22 protein-coding genes and 1 riboswitch are annotated in these 23,627 nt (G+C 58.7%); of the genes, 11 read left to right on the top strand and 11 right to left on the bottom strand.

The window, feature by feature from the left end:
• Positions 1-987 carry a GTP 3',8-cyclase MoaA gene (moaA, locus tag HFD95_RS05085; protein ID WP_022626014.1) on the bottom strand — a complete coding sequence of 329 codons (987 nt, stop codon included), beginning with the start codon at positions 985-987 and terminating at the stop codon, positions 1-3.
• A riboswitch (molybdenum cofactor riboswitch) is annotated at positions 977-1,110 on the bottom strand. (Overlaps the previous gene by 11 nt.)
• A 204-nt stretch (positions 1,111-1,314) precedes the next feature.
• Between moaA and yvcK the strand changes: the two genes are divergently transcribed.
• Positions 1,315-2,238, top strand: a complete 924-nt coding sequence (gene yvcK / locus HFD95_RS05080; protein ID WP_010669674.1) for a uridine diphosphate-N-acetylglucosamine-binding protein YvcK — start codon at positions 1,315-1,317, stop codon at positions 2,236-2,238.
• Here yvcK and uvrB read toward each other — a convergent pair.
• Positions 2,222-4,243, bottom strand: coding sequence for an excinuclease ABC subunit UvrB (uvrB, locus tag HFD95_RS05075; protein WP_010260230.1), 2,022 nt, complete (start codon positions 4,241-4,243; stop codon positions 2,222-2,224). The two genes, yvcK and uvrB, sit on opposite strands and share 17 nt — an antisense overlap.
• Positions 4,244-5,137: 894 nt before the next feature.
• Between uvrB and HFD95_RS05070 the strand changes: the two genes are divergently transcribed.
• Positions 5,138-5,860 carry an ABC transporter ATP-binding protein gene (locus HFD95_RS05070; protein WP_010260222.1) on the top strand — a complete coding sequence of 241 codons (723 nt, stop codon included), beginning with the start codon at positions 5,138-5,140 and terminating at the stop codon, positions 5,858-5,860.
• Positions 5,861-6,006: 146 nt separating this feature from the next.
• Here HFD95_RS05070 and bioD read toward each other — a convergent pair whose 3' ends face one another.
• From bioD to bioB, 4 genes are read right to left on the bottom strand one after another with little or no spacing between them, the layout of a single operon-like run.
• On the bottom strand, positions 6,007-6,678 hold the full coding sequence (bioD, locus tag HFD95_RS05065) for a dethiobiotin synthase (protein ID WP_010260220.1): 672 nt from the start codon (positions 6,676-6,678) through the stop codon (positions 6,007-6,009).
• On the bottom strand, positions 6,675-7,430 hold the full coding sequence (bioC, locus tag HFD95_RS05060) for a malonyl-ACP O-methyltransferase BioC (RefSeq protein WP_010669672.1): 756 nt from the start codon (positions 7,428-7,430) through the stop codon (positions 6,675-6,677). The genes bioD and bioC overlap by 4 nt, the downstream gene beginning before the upstream one ends.
• Positions 7,414-8,565 (bottom strand): 8-amino-7-oxononanoate synthase, encoded by a 1,152-nt coding sequence (gene bioF / locus HFD95_RS05055; protein ID WP_010669671.1) that lies wholly within the window; start codon positions 8,563-8,565, stop codon positions 7,414-7,416. Before bioF ends, bioC begins: the two co-directional genes overlap by 17 nt.
• Positions 8,565-9,596, bottom strand: coding sequence for a biotin synthase BioB (bioB, locus tag HFD95_RS05050; RefSeq protein WP_122459028.1), 1,032 nt, complete (start codon positions 9,594-9,596; stop codon positions 8,565-8,567). The genes bioF and bioB overlap by 1 nt, the downstream gene beginning before the upstream one ends.
• Before the next feature lie 85 nt (positions 9,597-9,681).
• Between bioB and bioA the strand changes: the two genes are divergently transcribed.
• Both bioA and HFD95_RS05040 read left to right on the top strand, forming a co-directional pair.
• Positions 9,682-10,986, top strand: a complete 1,305-nt coding sequence (bioA, locus tag HFD95_RS05045; RefSeq protein ID WP_167429911.1) for an adenosylmethionine--8-amino-7-oxononanoate transaminase — start codon at positions 9,682-9,684, stop codon at positions 10,984-10,986.
• 75 nt (positions 10,987-11,061) lie between these two features.
• Complete coding sequence (locus tag HFD95_RS05040; RefSeq protein WP_167429910.1) at positions 11,062-11,538, top strand: kinase inhibitor; 477 nt, start codon at positions 11,062-11,064, stop codon at positions 11,536-11,538.
• Positions 11,539-11,881: 343 nt separating this feature from the next.
• Here the strand turns inward: HFD95_RS05040 and pgl are convergent, their stop codons facing one another.
• Entirely contained in the window at positions 11,882-12,883 is a 1,002-nt protein-coding gene (pgl, locus tag HFD95_RS05035) for a 6-phosphogluconolactonase (RefSeq protein WP_010260201.1), read from the bottom strand.
• Between the two features lie 155 nt (positions 12,884-13,038).
• Here pgl and HFD95_RS05030 point away from each other — a divergent pair, with 155 nt between their 5' ends.
• Positions 13,039-13,857, top strand: coding sequence for a pyridoxal phosphatase (locus HFD95_RS05030; protein ID WP_010260198.1), 819 nt, complete (start codon positions 13,039-13,041; stop codon positions 13,855-13,857).
• On the opposite strand, the gene modC is transcribed toward HFD95_RS05030, so the two are convergent.
• The 4 genes from modC to HFD95_RS05010 form a co-directional block, all read right to left on the bottom strand.
• Positions 13,858-14,916: a molybdenum ABC transporter ATP-binding protein ModC gene (modC, locus tag HFD95_RS05025; protein WP_064689959.1), complete on the bottom strand. Its 1,059-nt coding sequence runs from the start codon at positions 14,914-14,916 to the stop codon at positions 13,858-13,860.
• Complete coding sequence (gene modB, locus HFD95_RS05020; RefSeq protein ID WP_033766711.1) at positions 14,916-15,605, bottom strand: molybdate ABC transporter permease subunit; 690 nt, start codon at positions 15,603-15,605, stop codon at positions 14,916-14,918. The genes modC and modB overlap by 1 nt, the downstream gene beginning before the upstream one ends.
• Positions 15,602-16,375 carry a molybdate ABC transporter substrate-binding protein gene (modA, locus tag HFD95_RS05015; RefSeq protein WP_031293050.1) on the bottom strand — a complete coding sequence of 258 codons (774 nt, stop codon included), beginning with the start codon at positions 16,373-16,375 and terminating at the stop codon, positions 15,602-15,604. Before modA ends, modB begins: the two co-directional genes overlap by 4 nt.
• 144 nt (positions 16,376-16,519) lie before the next feature.
• Complete coding sequence (locus HFD95_RS05010; protein WP_010260183.1) at positions 16,520-16,675, bottom strand: AcrZ family multidrug efflux pump-associated protein; 156 nt, start codon at positions 16,673-16,675, stop codon at positions 16,520-16,522.
• A 136-nt stretch (positions 16,676-16,811) separates the two neighbouring features.
• Here HFD95_RS05010 and modE point away from each other — a divergent pair, with 136 nt between their 5' ends.
• The 6 genes from modE to gpmA all read left to right on the top strand — a co-directional run bounded on the left by modE (position 16,812) and on the right by gpmA (position 23,497).
• Positions 16,812-17,594, top strand: coding sequence for a molybdenum-dependent transcriptional regulator (modE, locus tag HFD95_RS05005; protein ID WP_064689958.1), 783 nt, complete (start codon positions 16,812-16,814; stop codon positions 17,592-17,594).
• Positions 17,595-17,663: 69 nt separating this feature from the next.
• Positions 17,664-19,136, top strand: coding sequence for a molybdate ABC transporter ATP-binding protein ModF (modF, locus tag HFD95_RS05000; RefSeq protein ID WP_167429909.1), 1,473 nt, complete (start codon positions 17,664-17,666; stop codon positions 19,134-19,136).
• A 237-nt stretch (positions 19,137-19,373) separates the two neighbouring features.
• Positions 19,374-20,420: a galactose-1-phosphate uridylyltransferase gene (gene galT, locus HFD95_RS04995; protein WP_010669661.1), complete on the top strand. Its 1,047-nt coding sequence runs from the start codon at positions 19,374-19,376 to the stop codon at positions 20,418-20,420.
• Positions 20,417-21,565 (top strand): galactokinase, encoded by a 1,149-nt coding sequence (galK, locus tag HFD95_RS04990; RefSeq protein WP_167429908.1) that lies wholly within the window; start codon positions 20,417-20,419, stop codon positions 21,563-21,565. Before galT ends, galK begins: the two co-directional genes overlap by 4 nt.
• Entirely contained in the window at positions 21,559-22,593 is a 1,035-nt protein-coding gene (galM, locus tag HFD95_RS04985) for a galactose-1-epimerase (RefSeq protein ID WP_158149480.1), read from the top strand. The genes galK and galM overlap by 7 nt, the downstream gene beginning before the upstream one ends.
• A gap of 151 nt (positions 22,594-22,744) precedes the next feature.
• Positions 22,745-23,497, top strand: a complete 753-nt coding sequence (gene gpmA, locus HFD95_RS04980; protein ID WP_033756988.1) for a 2,3-diphosphoglycerate-dependent phosphoglycerate mutase — start codon at positions 22,745-22,747, stop codon at positions 23,495-23,497.
• Positions 23,498-23,627: the final 130 nt, after the last annotated feature.

Below are 23,627 nucleotides of genomic sequence, written 5' to 3'. Positions count from 1 at the left end.
TTAGCCGCCAATGTAAGAGAGATTCTGTGTGATGCCGGTGTTGCCCTGATGCAGAAAGTGCGTCTGCTTTTTCTGCCCCAGACTGCTGGCGATGCGCGCCTGCAGTTCGGCTTGCTGGTCGTCTGACGCCAGCAGATCGCGCAGCGGCACACCGCCGTCACCAAACAGGCAAAGGTGCAGATTACCGTGCGCCGAAACGCGCAGACGGTTGCAGCTGGCACAGAAATCTTTGGCATAAGGCATGATCAGACCAATCTCGCCGACATAATCGGGATGGTAAAAGACCTGCGCCGGGCCGTCGCTGCGTCCGCTCTCACGACGCTGCCAACCCTGGGCGATCAGCTGATCGCGGATGACCATGCCGGAAACATGCTGATCGCGGAACAGCGTGCCGCCGTCGCCGGTCTCCATCAGTTCGATAAAGCGCAGCTGAATCGGACGGGTGCGGATCCAGTCGAGGAACGTAGCCAGATTACGGCTGTTGAGATCGCGCATCAGCACGCTGTTGACTTTGACCTGGCGAAAACCGGCGTCGAGGGCAGCATCAATACCGCTCATGACCTGATGGAATTTATCCTGACCGGTAATGGCGTGAAACTGACGGGCATCCAGGCTGTCGACGCTGACGTTGAGTGCGGTTAACCCCGCGTCACGCCACTGTTTCACGTCACGCGCCAGCCGGTAGCCATTGGTGGTTACCGCGATCTGGCGAATGGAGGCGTTTTCGCGCACCGCCGCAATGATGTCGGTGAAATCACGGCGCAGCGACGGCTCACCGCCGGTCAGCCGCACTTTTTCCGTTCCGGCAGCGGCAAAGGCCCGCGTGACGCGGCGGATTTCATCCAGGGAGAGAAAGCTTTTGTTACGAATTCCCTGCGGTTTGTAGCCGTCAGGAAGACAGTAGGTACAGCGGAAATTACAGACATCCGTGACCGACAGGCGCAGGTAATAGAACTTACGCGCGTATGCATCAGTAAATTGTGACACCAGAACACCTTTCCAGATTGGGAGATGCAGTCATTTCTTCCTGCACCCTGGCAGCTCGATGGCTACGGCCTGAACCCCCTATCCGCAGACGTAGGCATTCAGGCTTGAGTGTACGCTGACCCGTTGATCAGCGCGGTAAGCATGATGGTAGCGTGATTTTCGTCACTCTTCCATTTACTGTTTTCGCTATATATTCTTATACATATCGAATTTTCACCGCATTTTCGCGACAGGATACGTTAAAATGCGATCCAGATTTTGACGTAAGTCATCCGCGCGGGCTTAGCGATTAGAGCCTCGCCACGCGAACGGATATTAAGGAGAAGTATGAATCGCACACTGGCCGATCTTGATCGCGTTGTGGCACTGGGAGGCGGACACGGTTTAGGCCGCGTCATGTCTGCCCTTTCCCCGCTGGGCTCGCGTCTCACCGGCATCGTCACCACCACCGACAACGGCGGATCGACCGGCCGTATTCGTCGCTCAGAAGGCGGCATCGCCTGGGGCGATATGCGTAACTGCCTTAACCAGCTGATTGCAGAACCCAGCGTCGCCTCGGCGATGTTTGAGTACCGTTTTGCCGGTAACGGCGAACTGGCCGGACATAACCTGGGTAATCTGATGCTGCGGGCGCTGGATCATCTCAGCGTTCGTCCGCTGGAAGCGATCAACATCATCCGTAACCTGCTTAAGGTCGACGCCTTTTTAATCCCGATGTCAGAGCAGCCGGTGGATCTGGTGGCGATGGATGTTGAAGGCAACATGGTTTATGGCGAAACCGCAATTGACGAGATGAAGCAGCCGCCGCAGGAGCTGATGCTGCATCCCAACGTCCAGCCAACGCGGGAAGCGCTGCAGGCGATTGGTGAAGCGGATCTGATCCTGATTGGACCCGGCAGCTTTTACACCAGCCTGATGCCGATTCTGCTGATGGAAGAGATGGCGCAGGCCTTGCGTCGCACGCCTGCCACTATGGTGTTTATCGGCAATCTGGGCCGCGAGCTGAGTCCTGCCGCCGCCAGTCTCTCAGTGGCTGACAAGCTGCAGATGATGGAGCGTTATATCGGCAAGCGGGTGATTGATGCGCTGGTCGTCAGCCCGGCAGTGGACACCCGTGGCATTGAAAACCGGCTGATTGTCCGTGAACCGCTGGAGGCCGCCGATATCCAATATCGTCACGACCGCCAGCTGTTACGGGTGGCGCTGGAACACGCCATTCAGGGCTTTAACGGCGCTACGAGGCCGCAATAAACAGCGTTCGCAGTTCATGCAGCTGATCGCGCACGTTGGCCGCCTGTTCAAACTCCAGGTTCTGCGCATGCTGCTGCATCTGCCCTTCCAGCTCGTGGATTTTCTTTTGCAGAGCCTGCGGCGTTAACAGCTGGAAATCGGCCAGCGCCTGGGCTTCGCCAGGACGGGCGGGTTTCGCTTTGCCGCGGGTTTTCACCACGTTTTTGCCCAGTTCCAGAATATCGGTGATCTTCTTATTCAGGCCCTGCGGCACGATGCCATTCTCTTCGTTGTGCAACTGCTGTTTCTCACGGCGGCGCTCGGTCTCTTCAATGGCACGCGCCATCGACGGCGTGATTTTATCCCCGTAGAGAATCGCCTTACCGTTGATGTTACGCGCCGCACGGCCAATGGTCTGAATCAGCGAGCGTTCGGAGCGCAGGAAGCCCTCTTTATCCGCATCGAGAATCGCCACCAGCGACACTTCCGGCATATCCAGCCCCTCACGCAGTAAGTTAATGCCCACCAGCACATCAAACTCGCCCAGACGTAAGTCGCGTATAATCTCCATACGCTCTACCGTGTCGATATCGGAGTGCAGATAACGCACCTTCTCACCATGCTCAGACAGATATTCGGTGAGATCTTCCGCCATGCGTTTGGTCAGCACCGTCACCAGTACACGTTCGTTGATCGCCACGCGCTGACGGATTTCTGACAGCAGATCGTCGACCTGGGTACCGACCGGACGCACTTCGATGATCGGATCCAGCAGACCGGTAGGACGCACCACCTGATCGATCACTTCGTCGCCCGACTTTTCCAGCTCATATTTGCCCGGCGTCGCCGAAACATAGATGGTTTGCGGGGCCAGCGCCTCAAACTCTTCAAACTTCATCGGACGGTTATCCAGCGCCGACGGCAGGCGGAAGCCATACTCCACCAGCGTCTCTTTACGCGCCCGGTCGCCTTTATACATGCCGCCAATCTGCGGAATGGTCACGTGCGACTCATCCACCACCAGCAGGCCATCGGCGGGCAGATAGTCAAACAGCGTCGGCGGCGCTTCGCCCGGTCCGCGTGCGGAGAGGTAGCGTGAGTAGTTCTCGATGCCGGAGCAGTAGCCCAGCTCGCTCATCATCTCCAGGTCAAACTGGGTACGCTGGGTAATGCGCTGCTCTTCCAGCAGCTTATTGTTCTCCAGCAGCACCCGGCGGCGGTCCGCCAGCTCGACTTTGATATCTTCCATCGCCTGCAGAATACGCTCACGCGGCGTGACGTAGTGCGTCTTGGGGTAGATGGTAAAGCGCGGCACGACCGAATCGATCTGGCCGGTCAGCGGGTCAAACAGCGACAGACGCTCAACCTCTTCGTCAAACAGCTCGACGCGCAGCGCAATATCGTCCGACTCCGCCGGGAAGATATCGATCACTTCGCCGCGCACCCGGAAGGTGCCGCGCTGGAACGCCTGGTCGTTGCGGGTGTACTGCAGCTCTGACAGACGGCGCAGAATACTGCGCTGATCGATAATCATGCCGCGGGTCAGGTGCAGCATCATTTTCAGATAGAGATCGGGATCGCCCAGACCGTAGATAGCCGAAACCGATGCCACCACAATGACATCGCGCCGTTCCAGCAGCGCCTTGGTGGCCGACAGACGCATCTGTTCGATATGTTCGTTCACCGACGCATCCTTTTCGATAAAGGTGTCGGAGCTCGGCACATAGGCTTCAGGCTGGTAGTAGTCGTAGTAAGAGACGAAAAACTCGACGGCGTTATCCGGGAAAAACTCTTTCATCTCGCCATAGAGCTGGGCGGCCAGCGTCTTGTTGGGCGCCAGCACCATGGTCGGACGGTTGAGGTCGGCAATCACGTTGGCGACGGTAAACGTTTTACCGGAGCCGGTTACGCCTAATAAGGTCTGATGGGCCAGTCCATCCTCCAGCCCCTCTTCCAGGCGACGTATCGCCTCAGGCTGGTCGCCCGAAGGTTTAAAGGCGGAGTTCAATTTAAAGGCTTTGCTCATGAATGCAGTTCCTGCTGGAGAAGTCGGCGGGCAGGCACTTATTTTACTCTGCTATGGTGATTTTGCCAGAAAATAATACTGGATATAAAAACAGTATTGGTGCAATGTTAACGCCAGCAGGATGGCACCTGATGTCCCTGCAGGCTGGCAGCGTTATCGCTCAGCATGTTGCGCAATGTTATCCCCAGGAAGGGATCTGATTTAACATTTGTCAATAGAGTGTCACAAAATTACAGTACGGTTACCTGACAGATAATTCTCAGGCTTGTTTTTTGATAAGCAACTGATTTTACTGACATAAGGCTATGAGGCCAGATTCTCGTCATTATGTTACCAGGCCGCGTATTTCCTCGCTTCCAACTGGTTTTCATTACCTAATGCACAAGGTTATCCACAGGAATGGTGGATAAGTGATGGCAGCCCCGACGCCATCTGCTGTGTATAATTTTTCCCTGCCTTCTCACTACCGTGAAAATAATTTTTTTTGCGTTAAATTTCGCGTCGCCTGCTGACGGATTATTCTGCAATTTTAATCTGTCACCGGGTGTCGTACGCAAATTTGCACGCCTCATACTAAGATTCTTAATCGGACTTCCTGCCACGTTACAGTACGTCTGCACCAGAAACAGCGCTCCAGGGCACTGCAAAAGTGCAGATGCGTGGTCACCGTGGGGAATTGATAAGTTTTTCTCACCTTTCTTCCCTGACACGCGGCGCTCCGGCAGGAAACAGGGCCGTTTTTAGATCTGGCCTGGGAATTGCAGGAGTTCAGTGGCGTCACCGCGCGGAACGCGCACTGTGCTGCAATGGCGAGGCTGCCATTGCTGATGACTTGTTTGCCAGACGACAGAGCGCGGAAGCAATCAGGCTAACGATCGGGAAGGAGAGTGTCAGATGCTGAGTTTACGTTCGGTAAATCAATTTTACGGTCAAAACCATATTCTGTGGGATGTGGACCTGGATCTGTCGCCTGGCACCTGCACCGGCATTCTGGGCCGTCCTGGCATGGGTAAAACCACGCTGGTGAACTGCATCATGGGCAGATTGCCGATTAACAGCGGCTCTATCTCCTGGAAAGAGGATGGCTCGCCGCCGGAAGATCTGCTGCTGCAACCGGCTGAACAGCGGGCGCAGATGGGGATTGGCTATGTGCCGCAGGGCCGCCATATTTTTACCCAGATGAGCGTGGAAGATAATCTGCTGATTGCCCTGCTGGCGGGTGCCAGCCAGCGCGACCGCCATCGCGCCATTCCCGAAATGGTGTTCGACCTCTTCCCGGCGCTCTACTCTCTGCGCCAGCAGCGCAGCGGCGATCTGCCGATCGATCAGCAGCAACAGCTGGCCCTGGCGCGCGCGCTGGTGCTGCAGCCCAAACTGCTGATTCTGGATGAGCCGACCGACGGGATGTCGCCGTGGCTGGAAGAGGAGATGGGCAATCTGATCCGTCGGCTTAACCTCGACTACGGGCTGACCATCCTGCTGCTGGAGCAGCGCCTGTCGCTGATCCGTCGCGTGGCGGACTATTTCCTGCTGCTGCACCGCGGCCGCAATGTGGCGCAGGGCAGCATGGAACAGCTTGATGACCACACCGTCGATAAATGGCTGACGGTGGCCTGACATTCAGCGCCTGCCCCACCGGGCGTAAGTGTTGCAGGCAGGCTGAAGACGGAGCGCGCGGAACCACCGGAGCGTGTACACAGCGCGCAAGGATGGAGAGCATTGCCCGGATTCAGCACGACAAATAAAATAGCCAGGCCACGCGGTTACTCCGGCAGCGTCAGGTAGTGACCACAGGACGCCTGCTGCGCCGCATCGGTGAGAAACGGGATGGTGCCCAGACAGGGCGCAGGTAACCTGTTTTTCAGGCTGGTGAGATACTCCTGATAGCGTTTACCCGGGGGTTCGACGGTGTTGGCGATCCAGCCCACCAGCGGCAGGCCGCTTGCCCGCACCGCGTCAGCGGTGAGCATGGCGTGATTGATGCAGCCGAGCTTAATCCCCACCACCAGAATCACGGGCAGCTTTTCGCTGACCACCCAGTCCGCATAAGTGTGCGTCTCCGACAATGGGGTGTACCAGCCGCCCGCGCCCTCTACCAGAATCCAGTCAGCCAGCGGTTGCAGCGCCGCCAGACCCGCCGACAGCGCCAGATGGGTAATCGGCCTGCCCTCTTCGGCGCTAACGATGTGCGGCGATGTCGGCTCAAGAAACGCCAGTGGATTGACCTGCTGATAGGTTAACGGCACGCTGCTGTAGCGCTGCAGCGCCAGCGCATCGCTGTTACGGATGCCCTCTGGCGTCATCTCACAGCCTGAGGCAACCGGCTTATAGCCCGCACAGCGATAGCCCGCTGCGGCTGCCGCCTGTAGCAGCCCGCCGCTGGCCACGGTTTTACCGACCTCGGTGTCGGTGCCAGTGATAAACAGGCGTTTCATGATGCACTTACTCCATAGATTAAATGGTAACTCAGGCGATAGCCGTGCCGATCGCGCGGCCAGTGCGCCTCTAACTGGTTGAGCCGTTGTCGGGTTAATACCTGCCCGTCACGCCCCTGATGCAGATGGGTCGCGCCAACCCCCTTCAGGGAGCGCATGGCGCTGAGCGCATCGGGGAAATGCAGGGTCACCACCTCTGAGGTACAGCGCAGGTGCTCTGCGTGGCAGGCCGCCGCAATCTGCGGCTCGCTGAGAAAGCGATTGGCGTGAGGCAGCGCATCCAGATGGGACCAGGCTTCATGAACCTCCTGCAGAGACCCGTCGCCCAGAGTGGAAAACAGCAGCGTGCCATCGGGCCGCAGCACCCGCCGGAACTGGCTCACCGCGCCGGGCAGATCCTCGCTCCACTGCACCGCCAGGTTGCTCCACACCAGGTCAATCGTGTTATCCGCCAGCGGCAGCGCGTCGATATCACCGGCCAGATAGTGCTGCGCCGCGTCATTGTCCCGCGCCTGTTGCAGCATCTGCGGAGAGAGATCCAGAGCCGTTACCTGTTTGCCACGTTCGCGCCACAGCCTGCTGTACCAGCCGGTGCCACAACCGGCATCCAGCAGTTGCAGACCACTCTGTGCGGGCGCCAGTGCCAGCAGGGCATCGCCGCTGAGGCGTTGCAGCGCCGCATGGGCATCGTAATGGCTGGCCGCCCGGCCAAAGGCGCGTGCCACCGCCTGCTTGTCAACCCGCAGCGTCATGCAGCGCCTCCAGTAACCGGTCAATATCCTCAGGATGATGAGCCGCGGTCAGGGTGATGCGCAGCCGGGCCGTCCCCGGCGGCACGGTCGGTGGCCGGATTGCGCTGACCCAGCAGCCCGCCTCAGCCAGCCGCTGGGAGAGCGCCATCGCATCACCATTTTCGCCCACCAGCAGCGGCTGAATCGCGCTGCCGGAGTCCATCAGTTGCCACGGCAGCGAGACCGCACCGCGACGGAAATGCCCGATGTTCTGTTGCAGTTGCTGCCGCAGGGCATCGCCCTGCTGAACTTCACGCAGCGACGCCTGCAGCGCGCTCGCCTGCGCCGCGGGCATCGCGGTGGAGTAGATCAGATGTCGGCTGAACTGCAGAAAATAGTCGGCGGTGGCTGCGTCGCACAGCAGCGCGGCACCGCTGACGCCAAAGGCTTTGCCAAAGGTGACCACCAGTAGTTCCGGTTTAACGCCCTGCTGCCAGCAGCTGCCGCGCCCCTGCTCACCCACCACGCCGATGCCGTGCGCATCATCCACCAGCAGCCAGCCCTCTGCCTGGCGCGTCTGTTGCGCCAGGGCGGCCAGCGGCGCACTGTCGCCATCCATGCTGAAAATACCTTCCGTCACCACCAGCGTTTCGCCCTCGCAGGGAGAGGCGAGCCGGGCTGCCAGACTCTCCGGCGCGTTGTGATGGAAACGTCGTAGCTGTGCCGGACTATGGCTGGCGGCGTCGAGCAGCGAGGCGTGGCTGAGTTTATCGGCCAGGATGCGATCGTTTTTCTCGCCCAGCAGATGAATGACCGCCTGATTGGCCGCAAAGCCAGAGATAAACAGCAGCGCACGGTCGTAGCCGAGCCAGTCGGCCAGCTGCGCCTCAAGATCGGCGTGCTGACGGTGATAACCGGTGACATGCCCCGAGGCACCCGCACCTGCGCCCGCCTGCGCCGCGCCCTGTTGCCAGCCCGCAATCACCGCCGGATGCTGGGTTAAGCCGAGATAATCATTGCTGGAAAAGTGGAGATAGCTGCGGCCGCCGCTGTGCAGCGTGCGGGTCGATTGCTGATCGATCACCCGTCGCTGCCGCCAGCCATCGGCCGCCCGGCGCTGCGTCAGCGCCTGACGGATACGTTGCTGCCAGCCCATTACAGCGCCGCGTTGTAGAACTGTTCAGTGTCGGCATGGAATAGCTGCTCGCTGAGTTGCTGCTCCTGCTGCTGATCGCCGTGCTGAGTGTGAGTATGCTCCGGGTTAAGACCCAGTTTGCGGAACAGCACGCGGTCTTTGTCCTCTTCCGGATTCGGCGTGGTCAGCAGTTTGCAGCCGTAGAAAATCGAGTTCGCCCCGGCCATAAAGCACATCGCCTGGGTCTGCTCGCTCATCTGCTCACGGCCCGCTGAGAGGCGCACATGCGAGGTCGGCATCATGATGCGCGCCACCGCGATGGTGCGGATAAAATCGAACGGTTCCACATCATCGTTATCCGCCAACGGCGTGCCTTTGACCTTCACCAGCATATTGATCGGTACACTCTCCGGCGGCGTTGGCAGGTTGGCTAACTGCACCAGCAGACCGGCGCGGTCGTTAACGGTTTCGCCCAGGCCGACAATGCCACCCGAACAGACCTTAATGCCGGCGTCGCGCACTTTGCCCAGCGTATCCAGACGTTCCTGATAGCTGCGGGTGGTGATGATGGAGCCGTAGAATTCCGGTGAGGTGTCGAGGTTATGGTTGTAGAAATCGAGACCCGCGCCCGCCAGTCGCTGCGCCTGGTGCTCGCTGAGCGTGCCCAGCGTCATGCAGGTTTCCATTCCCATCGCCTTCACGCCTTCCACCATCTTCTCCAGATAGGGCATATCGCGCTCGTGCGGATTTTTCCACGCGGCACCCATGCAGAAGCGGGTTGAACCGGCGGCTTTGGCCTGACGCGCTGAGGTCAGCACCTCTTCCACTTCCATCAGCCGCTCCGACTCCAGGCCGGTCTTGTAGCGCGCACTCTGCGGGCAGTATTTACAATCTTCCGGACAGGCACCGGTTTTAATCGACAGCAGGGTACTGACCTGCACCTGGCGCGGATCGAAGTGCTGCCGATGCACCTGCTGCGCGTTAAACATCAGTTCAAGAAAGGGTTGATCAAACAGCGCTTGCGCCTGTGCAATTGTCCAGCGTTGAGCCATTACTTACTCCAAAAAGGGTGTCATCCCGACGAAAAGCAGGGTTATACTTGTAAACTATATTTTTTTATTTTGGTTTACAACTCCGATGACTATCCCCGTTTTCTCCTCAGACGATGCCCGCTTTGACCGCCAGCATATCTGGCATCCCTACACCTCGATGCAGGATCCGCTGCCCTGCTACCCGGTGGTCGCCGCACAGGGTTTTCAGCTGCAACTGGCCGATGGCCGTGAGCTGGTGGATGGGATGTCCTCGTGGTGGGCGGCGATCCACGGTTACAACCATCCGCGCCTGAACCGGGCGCTGACAGAGCAGGTCACCCAGATGTCGCACGTGATGTTTGGCGGCATTACCCATCCGGCGGCGGTGGCGCTCTGCCGTCAGCTGGTGGCGATGACGCCTGAGGCGCTGGAGTGCGTCTTCCTGGCCGATTCAGGCTCGGTGGCGGTGGAAGTGTCGATGAAGATGGCGCTGCAGTACTGGCTGGGGCGTGGCGAGACGCGTCAGCAGTTCCTGACGCTGAAACGCGGCTATCACGGCGATACCTTTGCAGCGATGTCGGTGTGCGACCCCGAGAACTCGATGCACAGCCTGTGGCGCGGCTATCTGCCCGAGCATCACTTTGCGGCGGCCCCGGCCTGCGGCTTTGATAATGAATGGCACCAGCCTGATTTCGATGATTTTGCCAGGCTGATAGAACAGCATCACCGGCAACTGGCAGCCGTCATTCTGGAGCCGATTGTGCAGGGTGCGGGCGGCATGCGTTTCTACCATCCGCGCTATCTGCAGCAGGTACGGGAAGCCTGTGATCGCTATGGCGTGCTGTTGATTGCGGATGAGATCGCCACCGGGTTTGGCCGTACCGGCAAACTCTTTGCCTGCGAGCATGCGGGCATTACCCCGGATATTCTCTGCGTCGGCAAAGCGCTGACCGGTGGCATGATGACGCTGGCGGCGACCCTGACCAGCCGCGAGGTCGCGGACACCATCAGCCGCAGCGCGGCGGGCTGCTTTATGCATGGCCCGACCTTTATGGGCAATCCGCTGGCCTGCGCGGTCGCGGCAGAGAGCCTGACCATGCTGGCGGAAGGTCACTGGCAGCGCCAGGTGGCGGCGATCGAACAGCAGTTACGGGCTGAGCTGCTGCCGCTGCGCAGTTCACCGCAGGTGGCCGATGTGCGCGTGCTGGGCGCGATTGGCGTAGTGGAAACCCATCAGACGGTTAATATGGCGGCGCTGCAGCAGTTCTTTGTTGAACAGGGCGTCTGGATCCGGCCTTTTGGCCGGCTGATCTACCTGATGCCACCCTACATCATCACGCCGCAGGCGCTGAGCAGGCTGGTGCAGGCGATTGGCGGCGCGCTGGAGCATTCTCAACATTTTGCCGCCTGAAGCGGGCTGACCGCTGGCACTGACGGCACTTTTGGTTATGATGACAGGCTATTCATCGACAATTAAGGAGATGTGATGCGCGTTTTTAGTCAGGATTTTAATGACGGCGAGAAGATGCCTGAAAAGCATGTTTTCAACGGCATGGGTTATCAGGGCGAGAATATCTCTCCCCACCTTGCCTGGGAAGCGGCGCCGGAAGGCACCAAAAGTTTTGTGGTGACCTGCTACGATCCTGATGCCCCAACCGGTTCCGGCTGGTGGCACTGGGTGGTGGCGAATATTCCGGCCAGCACGACGTCACTGCCGCAGGGTGCCGGTTCCGGCAAAGCATCACTGCCAGCAGGCGCAATCCAGACCCGTACCGATTTCGGTCAGGCGGGCTACGGTGGCGCGGCGCCGCCACAGGGCGAAACCCATCGCTACATTTTCACCGTGCATGCGCTGGATGTGGAGACGATTGAAGTAGATGAAGGCGCCAGTGGCGCAATGGTCGGCTTTAATGTGCATTTCCACGCACTGGCGAGCGTCTCGCTGACCGTGAATTATCAGTAATTCAGCACGCCAGACTACTGGCAAACCCAAGGCTGGGTGACCTGGCAGCAACGTATTAGCTCAAAACGCAGGGAACGGCGTCAGAAGAGGAAAGCGTCCCACGCCCAGGGACAAAAACGCCGGGAGCGTTTTTGAACAACGCAAAGCGTTGGCCCGGCTACGGGCGCACCTCAGGGATGAGGTGCGTAATCGCGGGGGCAGAGCGTGCCATGGATGGCGGTTTTTGCGTCTTTCCGATCTGACGCCGTTCCCTGTGTCTGCTCGATCTCACAGCTGGGCTGCGGCAGACTTCGTCAACTATCTCATACCTCTCCCTGACAGGAGAGGCGTTTTTCGTAGCGGGTTACGCCTGTAACTGATGAATCACAACCCACATCGGGCCCTGCCCCACCGCATAACGTCCCAGCGGCTTTAGCAGCCCTTTCGGTTCGGTAATCGCATAAACTTCGATGTGATGAGATTTCTGTCCCGCCGCCACCAGATAGCGTCCGCTGTGATCGATATTAAATCCGCGCGGCTGCGTTTCCGTCGGCTGGAACCCTTCCAGGGTCAGCTCATCGCCCAGGTCGCTGACGCTGAAGACTGCCAGCGTGCTGCTGGTGCGATCGCAGGCATAGAGGAAACGGCCATCCGGCGTCAGATGAATATCGGCAGCCCAGCGCGTACCGCTGAAGTCAGGCGGCATCATATCCAGCGTCTGAACGCTTTCTGCTTCGCCTTCGCCCGTATTTAATGCCCACACCTCAACCGTGCTGTCGAGCTCGTTCACGCAGTAAGCGTACTGGCCGCCCGGATGGAACTGCATATGACGCGGGCCAGCGCCTTCTACCGTCGTGACCTGCGTCTGTTTACGCGGCGTCAGCTGACCATCTTCGCCCAGCTTAAATAAACAGATACGGTCCTGCTTCAGAGCCGGCACGTAGAGCGTCTTGTTGTCATTATCGATGTTGGCCGAGTGACAGCCATCCAGTCCGCTGATCACCTGCAACGGGGCCTGTGGAATGCCGTCATCGCCAATCGGACTGACGCTGACGCAGGCATCATTGTAGGAGCCGCAGAACAGGAACCTGCCCTGGCGATCGGTGGAAATGTGAGTCGGACTGCCGGGCAACGGTGCCTGACCCGCTTCGGTCAGCGTGCCATCGGCGGCAATGCGAAACGCCAGCACGCGGAAATTGGGACGCACACCGACATAGAGAAAATCGCGGTTTGGACTCACCACCATCGGCTGAACCTGGCCGGCGACATCGGTCACCTGAAGCAACGTCAGCCCGCCCTCATCATTCATCTGCCAGACGTGGATCTGCTGGCTCTCGGGACTGGCGGTGTAGACAACTTGTTTCATGCATTCTCCTTTTTTGCTGCCTGATCATGATCTGTGAATCACTGTAGCCTGTTTTATTGCCCTGCGCTGGGATCATTTGTGCCCTGTTTTTTGTCTCCGGACCGTGGTGAGGTGTAGACTTCAGCCCCTGCAAACCAGGAAAAACGAGAGGATTAATGAACTACCGTGTAATTGCCCTCGACCTCGACGGCACGCTGCTGACCCCAGCCAAAACGATTCTGCCGCAGTCAATCGAAGCGCTAAATCAGGCACGCCAGGCGGGCGTTCATGTCGCTATCGTGACCGGACGCCATCACTGCGCTATCCACCCTTTTTATCAGGCGTTACAGCTGGATACACCCGCAATCTGCTGTAATGGCACCTATTTGTATGATTACCAGGCGAAAAAGGTGCTGGCGTCCGATCCCCTCGACCCGCAACTGGCGTTGCAGGTGATTGAGATGCTGAATCAGCAGCAGATTCACGGGTTGCTCTACGTGGATGATGCGATGCTCTATCAGACCCCGACCGGCCACGTGATGCGCACCCTGAAGTGGGCCGAATCGCTGCCCGCCCACCAGCGTCCACTGTTCCGCCAGGTGCCCGACTTAGCCCAGGCGGCACGCGACGCCGGTTCGATCTGGAAGTTTGCCCTGTCGCACAACAACATTCCGGAACTGCAGCAGTTCGCCACCAGAGTGGAAGCGGAACTGGGGCTGGCCTGCGAATGGTCGTGGCACGATCAGGTCGATATCGCCAAAGGCGGCAACAGCAAAGGCAAACGACTGGCGCAGTGGGTTGAATCACTGGGGCTGAGTATGTCCGATGTGATCGCGTTCGGTGATAACTATAACGATCTCAGCATGCTGGAAACGGCCGGACTGGGCGTGGCGATGGGTAATGCCGATGAGGCGATCAAAGCGCGGGCGAAAATGGTGATCGGCACCAACCTTGAAACCGGTATTGCCGATACCCTCTATCAGTACGTGTTGTAATCAGGGCGTCACCGAGACGCTTTTGATCTGGGCATAAAGCCACTGATCCGGCCGGATGCCCAGCTCATCCCGCGCCCACGGCGTGATGCGCGCCCAGAGTTCGCTGATGCCGATGCGCAGCTTCACCTCAACCTGGTCCCCGACCTCCAGCAATTCCACCACCTGTGCCGGCAGGATATTGCGGATGGAAGTATTGTGCGGCGGCTGCAGCGCCAGCGAGACATCGGCCGAGGCAATGCGAATACGCAGCGGGGTTTTAACCGGCTGATTCACCCGGCTGACCCAGATGTGCTGATCGCCCAGCGACAGCGCGGTCATCGGATAGTCGGGATGCTGTTCCAGCACCTGCACCCGCAGCACGCTGGTCAGTTCACTCACCGGCAGCCAGGGCCGCATCGCGCTGCTGCTCCAGACCCGCTCCAGCGGACCAAAGGCTTTGACCTTGCCCGCATCCAGCACCAGCACGTTATCAGCCAGCTGCAGGATCTCCTCCAGACTGTGCGAAACGTAGAGCATCGGAATATCGACCTGCTTCGCCAGCTTTTGCAGATAGGGCATCAGTTCACGTTTGCGTGGTAGATCCAGTGACGCCAGCGGCTCATCCAGCAGCAGCATATCCGGTGCGGTCAGCAGCGCACGGCCAATCGCGACCCGCTGCTTTTCCCCGCCCGACAGCGATAGCGGAAAGCGCGGCAGCAGCGCCTCCAGACCCAGCAGAGAGACCAGACTGTCGAACTGCGCTTTCATCTTAGGTGCCATACCATATTGCAGGTTGCCACGGACCCGATAGTGCGGGAACAGTCGCGCATCCTGGAATACATAACCGATACGCCGTTTTTCCGGCGGCAGCGCAATCTTCTGCTCTGCATCAAACAGCAGGCGATCGTGCAGCTGGATCCGTCCCCGCTGCGGCTGGGTCAGCCCGCTGATCGCGTTGATCAGGGAGGTTTTTCCGGCACCTGACACGCCGAAAATAGCGGTGATCCCTTTGGCCGGGATCTGCAGGTCGACCTCCAGCACGTGATCGCCCTGCTGCTGCATAATGTTGAGTGATAGCATCAGTTTCCCATCCGCTTACGGCCTGCACGTGCCAGCCATTCCGACGCCAGCAGTGACGCCAGGGCCAGCACGATCGCGATGACGCAGAGCCGTGCCGCCGCCCCTTCCGCACCCGGTGTCTCTATCAGGGTAAACATCGCCAGCGGCAGCGTGCGCGTCTCGCCGGGAATATTGGACACAAAGGTGATGGTGGCGCCGAACTCGCCCAGCGATCGGGCAAACGCCAGCACCGTTCCAACGATCACGCCCGGCAACGTCAGCGGGAGCGTAATGGTGAAAAAGACCCGCCAGCGTCCAGCGCCCAGCGTGCGCGCCGCCTGCTCCAGCCGGCAATCCACCGCCTCCAGCGCCAGCCGGATGGCGCGCACCATCAATGGAAAAGCGATCACGGCAGAGGCCAGTGCGGCACCCCGCCAGCTGAAAGCAAAGCTGAAGCCGAACCAGTCATAAAGCTTTTCGCCTACGATGCCGCGCCGTCCAAGGCTAATCAGCAGCAGATAACCCACCACCACCGGCGGCAGCACCAGCGGCAGGTGGATCAGGCTGTCGAGCAGCGCTTTACCAGGAAAACGGCAGCGCACCAGAATCCAGGCCATCAGGATGCCAAACGGCAGACTGCCTATCACGGCTATGCCAGAGACTTTAAGGCTAAGCAGTACCGCCTGCCATTCGGGATCGCTGAGTATCATTTCGTCGGTGTGAATCCGTAATGTTTAAAGATAGCCGCGGCCTGAGGCCCTTTCAGATAATCATAAAACGCTTTAACGGCAGCGTTGTCGTGATCGTTCACGATCGCCATCGGATATTCTACGGGTTTATGGCTGGTTGCCGGAAAATGCCCGACGACCTGCACTTTGTCGCTGGCGACCGCGTCGGACCCGTAGACAATGCCATAGGGCGTTTCATTACGCTCGACCAGCGCCAGTGCTGCCCGCACATTATTGGCTGGCGCTAACGAAGGCGCAACGCCTTCCCAGGCACCCAGCTTTTGCAGCGCCTCTTTGGCGTAGATGCCCGCAGGAACGTGGTCCGGATCGCCGACTGCCAGACGCTCACCGTGCAGCAAGGTTTTCCAGTCAGTCTGCGGGTCCAGCGTCACCGCTTTCGCGGCGGCACTGCGTGGCGCAATCAATACCAGATCGTTGCCCAGCAGGGTATAGCGGCTACTGGTAATCACACTTTTTTTCGCCACCGCATCATCCATCCACTGCTGATCGGCAGAGATAAAGAGATCGGCAGGAGCACCCTGCTCAATCTGGCGCGCCAGCGTTGAAGAGGAGGCAAACGAAGAGACCACCGTCACCCCCTTTTCCTGCTTGTAACGGCTGGCAATATCCTGCATCGCGTTGGTCAGTGAAGCCGCGGCAAACACAGTGATGTTGTCGGCGGCCACAGCCTGCCCGGCCAGCGAAACGGTGATCAGGGCCGCGACGCCCCAGCGATAGTGTTTAAATGACATGATTTTCTCCGGCTATTCGTTGTGTAGCGGATAATATAGCGCAATATCAGTGAGGTTCAGTAAATTATCGGCAGGGGGAACAAAAGGTTAAATCCGGAGAGATAAAAACGACCACGCCCGCGCAGATGGCGGGCGTGGCAGCAATTAATTGTGCGAACGGGCTGAGGATTTTTCGCGATGACCAATTTTAGAGATGACGTTAAACACTTCACCCAGGCCATAAATCATGCCCAGCATCAGCGCCATCACGACAGGCACCATCAGTATGGCAACGGCGAGGCTTTTAAGTAATTCCAGCATGGAGAGTCTCACTCTGCTAACAAAAAAGAGATTGTAACGGGTCAGCAAAATTTTGCGCAGCCCTTTTCGTGCTTTTACTTTGGTCACAAAACGCCGCTATCATCGGCCTTCGCCTTAACCCTTTGCCGGAGCTGTCATGGAAGCCGAACTGTCCCTTCATATCCGTTTACAACAGAAACTGTTTGCCGATCCGCGACGTATTGAGCTGCTGAAACGCGTACAGCAGACCGGGTCGATCAGTCAGGGGGCGAAGCTGGCCGGTATCAGCTACAAAAGTGCCTGGGATGCGATTAATGAGATGAACCAGATGGCGGATGAAACGCTGGTGGAGCGGGCCACCGGTGGCAAAGGCGGCGGCGGTGCAACGCTCACCCGCTACGGTGAACGCCTGATTCAGCTGTTCCAGCTGATGGAGCAGATCCAGCAGAAAGCCTTTGATGCGCTGCAGCAGGATACGTTACCGCTCGACAGTCTGCTGGCGGCCATCGCCCGCTTCTCGCTGCAGACCAGCGCCCGTAACCAGCTGTTTGGCACCGTTGTCAGTAACGATGCGCAGCAGGTGGTCCAGCATCTGCTGATTCAACTGGCCGATGGCGTCACGCTGCTTAATGTGGCGCTGACCCAGCGCAGCGCCGATCGCCTGCAACTGGCCGCCGGTAAAGAGGTGCTGGTGCTGATCAAGGCGCCGTGGATCCGCATCAGTCGTGACGCCGCACAGGATGACAATCAGCTGGCAGCGACGGTCAGTGCCATCGAACCCGGCGAGCAGATGAGTGAAGTGCTGATGAAGCTCCCCAGCGGCGAAACCCTGTGCGCGACCCTGAGCAACGATCAGCTGCAGCAACTGACGCTGCAGCCCGGCGACGCCGTGATCGCCAGTTTCAATGCCGAACACGCCATCGTCGCCACCCTGCTCTAGCGGTTGATTTGACTTCATTAAGGGCAATGGTTACAACTCAGTGACACGATGCAAAAAATGGAACAGATCATGGCTTCATTGCACATTTCGCAAGGCACGTTTCGTCTTAGCGATACCCGGATACTGAGTCTGAATCAGGTGGAACTGCAGCGCGGCGAAAGCTGGGCGTTTGTCGGAGCCAACGGCAGCGGCAAATCATCACTGGCGCGTGCACTCTCTGGAGAACTTCCGCCGCTGGCCGGTTCAGTCAGCAGCGATTTCAGACGGCCGGTCCGGCTGTCGCTGGAGCAGCTACAAACCCTGGTGGCGCAGGAGTGGCAGCGCAACAACACCGATATGCTCAGCGAAGGTGAAGAGGATACCGGGCTGACCGTGGCAGAGGTGATTCAGGCGGAGGTGCAGCAGCCCGAGCGCTGCGAGCAGCTGGCACAGCAGTTCGGCATCGAAGCGCTGCTTTCACGCCGCTTCAAATATCTCTCTACCGGCGAAACCCGCAAAACCCTGCTCTGTCAGGCATTGATGAACCAGCCAGATTTGCTGATTCTGGATGAGCCGTTTGACGGGCTGGATGTGGCGTCGCGCTCCAGCCTGACCGACACGCTGCGCGGCCTGCAGCAGCCGACATTTACCCTGGTGCTGGTGCTCAATCGCTTTGACGATATTCCCGACTTCATTCAGCAGGTTGGCGTGCTGGCGGAGTGCACCCTCACCCACAGCGGGCCACGCCAGGCCATTTTAACGGAAGCGCTGGTGGCACAGCTGGCACACAGTGAACAGCTGATGGGAATGGCGTTACCTGAGGCGGATGTGCCGGATCAGCTGCCATCGCTGGCGGATGATGCGCCGCGCGTTATCCTGCGCAACGGCACCGTCTCGTATAACGATAAGCCAGTAATTCAGGGGCTGAACTGGCAGGTCAACGCCGGCGAGCACTGGCAGATTACCGGCCCGAACGGCGCCGGAAAATCGACCCTGCTCAGCCTGGTGACCGGCGATCATCCTCAGGGCTACAGCAATGATTTAACCCTGTTTGGCCGCCGTCGCGGCAGTGGTGAAACCATCTGGGATATCAAGCAGCATATTGGCTATGTCAGCAGCAGCCTGCATCTCGATTACCGCGTCAGCACCAATGTGCGCACGGTGATCCTGTCGGGCTTCTTCGACTCTATTGGTCTTTATCAGGCGGTTTCTGACCGGCAAAAAGCGCTGGCACAGCAGTGGCTGGCACTGCTGGGGATGGATAACGGACAGGCGGATGCGCCGTTTCACTCGCTTTCATGGGGACAGCAGCGGCTGGTGCTGATTGCCCGCGCGCTGGTTAAGCATCCGACGCTGCTGATTCTGGATGAGCCACTACAGGGTCTCGACCCGATTAACCGCCAGCTGGTGCGGCGCTTTGTCGATGTGCTGATTGGCGAGGGACGGACTCAGCTGCTGTTTGTTTCGCATCACGCGGAAGATGCGCCCGCCTGCATTACACATCGCCTGAGCTTTATCGCCCATGACGGCGGCTATCACTATCAGCAGGAAACCCTGCACTAGGGCTCTTGTAACGCGTCACCCCACGCCGCTGCTGCGGCGTTTTAAAGCGCTCTTGTGTAAGCGCTACCATTCCACATTACCTTTCACGCCATATATCCGCGCACATTGCCACGAAATAAGAATATTCAGCTTGTGTAAACGATACCATTTATCCAGACTTGATCACGCTTTCGGGCGCGCTGATGTGCTACTTTTTACCGATGCCTCTTTGGCTTTTGACGCTTACCAGGATCTAACATGGAAAAATTCAACCCGGTCGATCACCCGCATCGCCGTTACAATCCACTGATTGATCAATGGATTTTAGTTTCACCTCATCGGGCCAAACGTCCGTGGCAAGGCGCGCAGGAAACCCCGGCGGTCAATACGTTACCGGCGCACGATCCGGACTGCTTCCTGTGTGCCGGAAACACCCGCATCACCGGCGACAAAAACCCGGACTATGCAGGCACCTACGTCTTTACCAATGACTTTGCTGCGCTGATGACCGACACGCCAGACGCGCCCGAGAGCGACGATATCCTGATGCGTTGTGAAAGCGCACGCGGCACCAGTCGGGTCATCTGCTTCTCGCCCGATCACAGCAAAACCCTGCCGGAGATGTCGCTGAACGCGCTGGAAGAGGTGGTGCGTACCTGGCAGGCAGAGACCGCCGATCTGGGTCAGCACTATCCCTGGGTGCAGGTGTTTGAGAACAAAGGCGCGGCGATGGGCTGCTCCAACCCGCATCCCCATGGTCAGATCTGGGCCAACAGCTTCCTGCCGAATGAAGCGCAGCGTGAAGATGATCATCAGCGCGACTATTTCGCTAAACATGGCTCGCCGATGCTGGTCGACTATCTGGCACGTGAACAGCAGGATGGCAGCCGCACCGTGGTGGAAACCGATCACTGGCTGGCGGTGGTGCCGTGGTGGGCCGCCTGGCCGTTTGAAACCCTGCTGCTGCCGAAAGCGCACGTCAAACGAATTACCGACCTCAATGAGGCGCAGCGTACCGACCTGGCGCTGGCGCTGAAGCTGCTGACCAGCCGCTACGACAACCTGTTCCAGTGCTCATTCCCCTACTCCATGGGCTGGCATGGCGCGCCGTTTAACGGCGAAGCCAACGATCACTGGCAGTTGCATGCTCACTTCTATCCGCCGCTGCTGCGCTCAGCAACGGTGCGTAAATTTATGGTTGGCTATGAAATGCTGGCCGAAACCCAACGCGATTTAACGGCGGAACAGGCGGCGGAACGTCTGCGTTCTGTCAGCGACGTTCACTTCCGTGAGGCACAACAATGAGCTTAAAAACCATCACGCAGCAGCTTTTCTCTGACACCTTCGGTTACGCCGCTACGCATACCATTCAGGCACCGGGCCGCGTTAACCTGATTGGCGAGCATACCGACTATAACGCCGGCTTCGTGCTGCCGTGCGCCATCGATTACCAGACGGTAATTGCCTGTGCCCGCCGTGACGATCGCCAGATTCGGGTGGTCGCGGCGGATTATGAGAATGCGCAGGACACATTCTCTCTCGATGAAGAGATCGTCAGCCTGCAGGAACCGATGTGGGCCAACTATGTGCGCGGCGTGGTGAAACATCTGCAGCAGCGTCATGCCGATTTCGGCGGTATCGATATGGTGATCAGCGGCAACGTGCCTCAGGGCGCGGGCCTCAGCTCATCTGCGTCGCTGGAAGTGGCGGTCGGCACCGTGGTGCAACAGCTCTATAATCTGCCGCTGGATGGCGCCGCCATTGCCGTGAATGGTCAGGAAGCGGAAAACCAGTTCGTCGGCTGTAACTGCGGCATCATGGACCAGTTGATCTCCGCGCTGGGCCGGAAAGATCACGCCATGCTGCTCGACTGCCGCACGCTGGGCACGCGTCCGGTGTCGATGCCGGAAGATATCGCGGTGGTGATCATCAACTCCAACTTCCGTCGTACCCTGGTTGGCAGCGAATACAACACGCGTCGTGAGCAGTGTGAAGCGGGCGCGCGTTTCTTCAATAAGAAGGCGCTGCGTGACGTTGAACTGGTCGAGTTTGAAGCGGCACAGGCGCAGCTCGACCCGCAGGTGGCAAAACGCGTGCGTCACGTTCTGACCGAGAACGCCCGCACCCTGGAAGCAGCCGATGCGCTGACGCAGGGCGACCTGACCCGTATGGGCCAGCTGATGGCCGAATCTCACGCCTCGATGCGTGACGACTTCGAGATCACCGTGCCACCGATCGATACCCTGGTAGAGATCGTGAAAGCGCAGATCGGTGAGCGCGGCGGCGTGCGTATGACCGGCGGCGGCTTTGGTGGCTGTATCGTCGCGCTGATGCCACTGGATCTGGTCGATCAGGTCAAAGCCGCCGTAGCGGAGCAGTATGAAGCTGCGACCGGCATCAAAGAGACCTTCTACGTCTGCAAAGCCTCTGAAGGAGCCGGCCAATGCTGAACGACGTCAACTCCCACGCGCCCGACGGTCAGCCGTGGCGCATAACGGTGCTGCGCAATGCCAACGGCATGCTGGCAACCTTTATGGACTGGGGCGCGACCTGGCTCTCCGCCCGCGTGCCGATGCAGGATGGCACGGTGCGTGAAGCGCTGCTCGGCTGCGCCACGCCCTCTGACTATCTCCATCAGGATGCCTATCTGGGCGCGACGGTCGGCCGCTACGCTAACCGCATCGCCGGGGCAAAACTGAATAAACTGAACCGCCAGCTGGTGCCGAACCAGTGCGCACATCAGCTGCATGGCGGACCGGAAGGCTTTGATAAGCGCCGCTGGCAGATTGTCAGCCAGTCTGACAGCGAGGTGCACTACCGCATTGATTCGCCCGATGGCGATCAGGGCTATCCCGGCAATCTGATTGCCGATGTGCGCTATCAGCTGGATGACCAGAACTGCCTGAGCATTAGCTATGAAGCGCGCTGCGATCAGCCCTGCCCGGTCAATCTGACTAACCACGCCTACTTTAACCTTGATGCGCATCATGGCGACGCCCGCCAGCATCGCTTACAACTACACGCCGACCATTATCTGCCGGTCGACAGCGAAGGCATCCCGAATGCGCCGCTGAAAGAGGTTGCCGGAACCAGTTTTGATTTCCGCGAGGCCAAAGTCGTGGCACAGGAGTTTCTGGCAGACGACGATCAGCGAGCGGTGAAGGGCTATGACCATGCGTTTCTGCTCAACAGCGCAGGCGACGACACTCAGCCTGCGGCAGAACTCTGGTCGGAAGATGGCAGACTGCAGCTCAGCGTGACCACTTCGGCACCGGCGTTGCAGTTCTACTCCGGCAACTACCTGGCGGGCACCCGTGCCCGTGAACAGGCGAGCTATACTGCATTTCAGGGTATTGCGCTGGAGAGCGAATTTTTACCGGATTCGCCTAATCATGCTGAATGGCCTCAGCCTGATTGCTGGCTGCAGCCGGGAGATCGCTGGGAATCCGTGACGCGTTATCGCTTCACGCCACGCTGAGCCTCCGGCTGAAAAACGCGCAGTGCGTCACACACAGGCTTACGCGCTGCCCGCTTTTCCGTTATGGTATGGCGCAATCAGCTCGCGTGTCAGGCGGGCAGCAGCAGGTTTCCAATCTCACAGAAACATCACAGTATTAAGGAGTTAAGCTATGGCTGTAACTAAGCTGGTTCTGGTGCGACACGGCGAAAGCCAGTGGAACAACGAAAACCGCTTTACCGGTTGGTATGATGTTGACCTTTCTGAGAAAGGTCGTGGCGAAGCCAAATCAGCAGGTCAGCTGCTGAAAAAAGAGGGTTTTGTTTTCGATTTCGCTTACACCTCAGTACTGAAGCGTGCCATTCACACGCTGTGGAATGTGCTGGATGAGCTGGATCAGGCCTGGCTGCCGGTTGAGAAAACCTGGCGTCTGAACGAGCGTCACTACGGTGCGCTGCAGGGTCTGGATAAAGCGGAAACCGCTGCCAAATATGGTGATGAGCAGGTTAAGCAGTGGCGTCGCGGCTTTGCCGTTACTCCGCCAGAGCTGGATCGTTCAGATGAGCGCTTCCCGGGCCATGATCCGCGTTACGCGAAACTGACCCCAGAGCAGCTGCCAACCACCGAAAGCCTGGCGCTGACTATTGACCGCGTTATCCCTTACTGGAACGAAACCATTCTGCCGCGCATCAAAAGCGGTGAGAAAGTGATCATTGCCGCACACGGCAACTCACTGCGTGCGCTGGTGAAATATCTGGATAACCTGAGCGAAGATGAAATCCTCGAACTGAACATCCCTACCGGCGTACCGCTGGTCTATGAGTTCGATGAAAACTTCAAACCGCTGAAACGCTACTACCTGGGCGACCAGGACGAGATTGCCGCGAAAGCTGCAGCCGTTGCGAATCAGGGTAAAGCGAAGTAATTTCTCGCTGAAATGCAAAAAGGCCAGACGGAAGTCTGGCCTTTTTTATTGGGCTGCGCGCACGGACGCTGCGCACTGTGTTCGTTGTCAGAATAAAGAGATCAATGAACCAGGCAACAACTGATTGGCT

It is taken from the genome of Pantoea sp. EKM10T, from assembly GCF_011800685.1.
GTDB lineage: Bacteria > Pseudomonadota > Gammaproteobacteria > Enterobacterales > Enterobacteriaceae > Pantoea > Pantoea agglomerans.
This window is presented reverse-complemented; position numbering and strand designations above follow the sequence as displayed.

Excerpts from the sequence above, each read along its gene's own strand:
- modA (WP_031293050.1), bottom strand. The coding sequence starts at position 16,375 with ATGTCATTTAAACACTATCGCTGGGGCGTCGCGGCCCTGATCACCGTT.
- galM (WP_158149480.1), top strand. The coding sequence starts at position 21,559 with ATGCTGAACGACGTCAACTCCCACGCGCCCGACGGTCAGCCGTGGCGC.
- modC (WP_064689959.1), bottom strand. The coding sequence starts at position 14,916 with ATGCTATCACTCAACATTATGCAGCAGCAGGGCGATCACGTGCTGGAG.
- HFD95_RS05010 (WP_010260183.1), bottom strand. The coding sequence starts at position 16,675 with ATGCTGGAATTACTTAAAAGCCTCGCCGTTGCCATACTGATGGTGCCT.
- yvcK (WP_010669674.1), top strand. The coding sequence starts at position 1,315 with ATGAATCGCACACTGGCCGATCTTGATCGCGTTGTGGCACTGGGAGGC.
- bioD (WP_010260220.1), bottom strand. The coding sequence starts at position 6,678 with ATGAAACGCCTGTTTATCACTGGCACCGACACCGAGGTCGGTAAAACC.
- modF (WP_167429909.1), top strand. The coding sequence starts at position 17,664 with ATGGCTTCATTGCACATTTCGCAAGGCACGTTTCGTCTTAGCGATACC.
- gpmA (WP_033756988.1), top strand. The coding sequence starts at position 22,745 with ATGGCTGTAACTAAGCTGGTTCTGGTGCGACACGGCGAAAGCCAGTGG.
- bioB (WP_122459028.1), bottom strand. The coding sequence starts at position 9,596 with ATGGCTCAACGCTGGACAATTGCACAGGCGCAAGCGCTGTTTGATCAA.
- HFD95_RS05030 (WP_010260198.1), top strand. The coding sequence starts at position 13,039 with ATGAACTACCGTGTAATTGCCCTCGACCTCGACGGCACGCTGCTGACC.
- HFD95_RS05070 (WP_010260222.1), top strand. The coding sequence starts at position 5,138 with ATGCTGAGTTTACGTTCGGTAAATCAATTTTACGGTCAAAACCATATT.
- pgl (WP_010260201.1), bottom strand. The coding sequence starts at position 12,883 with ATGAAACAAGTTGTCTACACCGCCAGTCCCGAGAGCCAGCAGATCCAC.
- HFD95_RS05040 (WP_167429910.1), top strand. The coding sequence starts at position 11,062 with ATGCGCGTTTTTAGTCAGGATTTTAATGACGGCGAGAAGATGCCTGAA.
- modE (WP_064689958.1), top strand. The coding sequence starts at position 16,812 with ATGGAAGCCGAACTGTCCCTTCATATCCGTTTACAACAGAAACTGTTT.
- bioF (WP_010669671.1), bottom strand. The coding sequence starts at position 8,565 with ATGGGCTGGCAGCAACGTATCCGTCAGGCGCTGACGCAGCGCCGGGCG.
- bioA (WP_167429911.1), top strand. The coding sequence starts at position 9,682 with ATGACTATCCCCGTTTTCTCCTCAGACGATGCCCGCTTTGACCGCCAG.
- bioC (WP_010669672.1), bottom strand. The coding sequence starts at position 7,430 with ATGACGCTGCGGGTTGACAAGCAGGCGGTGGCACGCGCCTTTGGCCGG.
- galK (WP_167429908.1), top strand. The coding sequence starts at position 20,417 with ATGAGCTTAAAAACCATCACGCAGCAGCTTTTCTCTGACACCTTCGGT.
- galT (WP_010669661.1), top strand. The coding sequence starts at position 19,374 with ATGGAAAAATTCAACCCGGTCGATCACCCGCATCGCCGTTACAATCCA.
- modB (WP_033766711.1), bottom strand. The coding sequence starts at position 15,605 with ATGATACTCAGCGATCCCGAATGGCAGGCGGTACTGCTTAGCCTTAAA.
- uvrB (WP_010260230.1), bottom strand. The coding sequence starts at position 4,243 with ATGAGCAAAGCCTTTAAATTGAACTCCGCCTTTAAACCTTCGGGCGAC.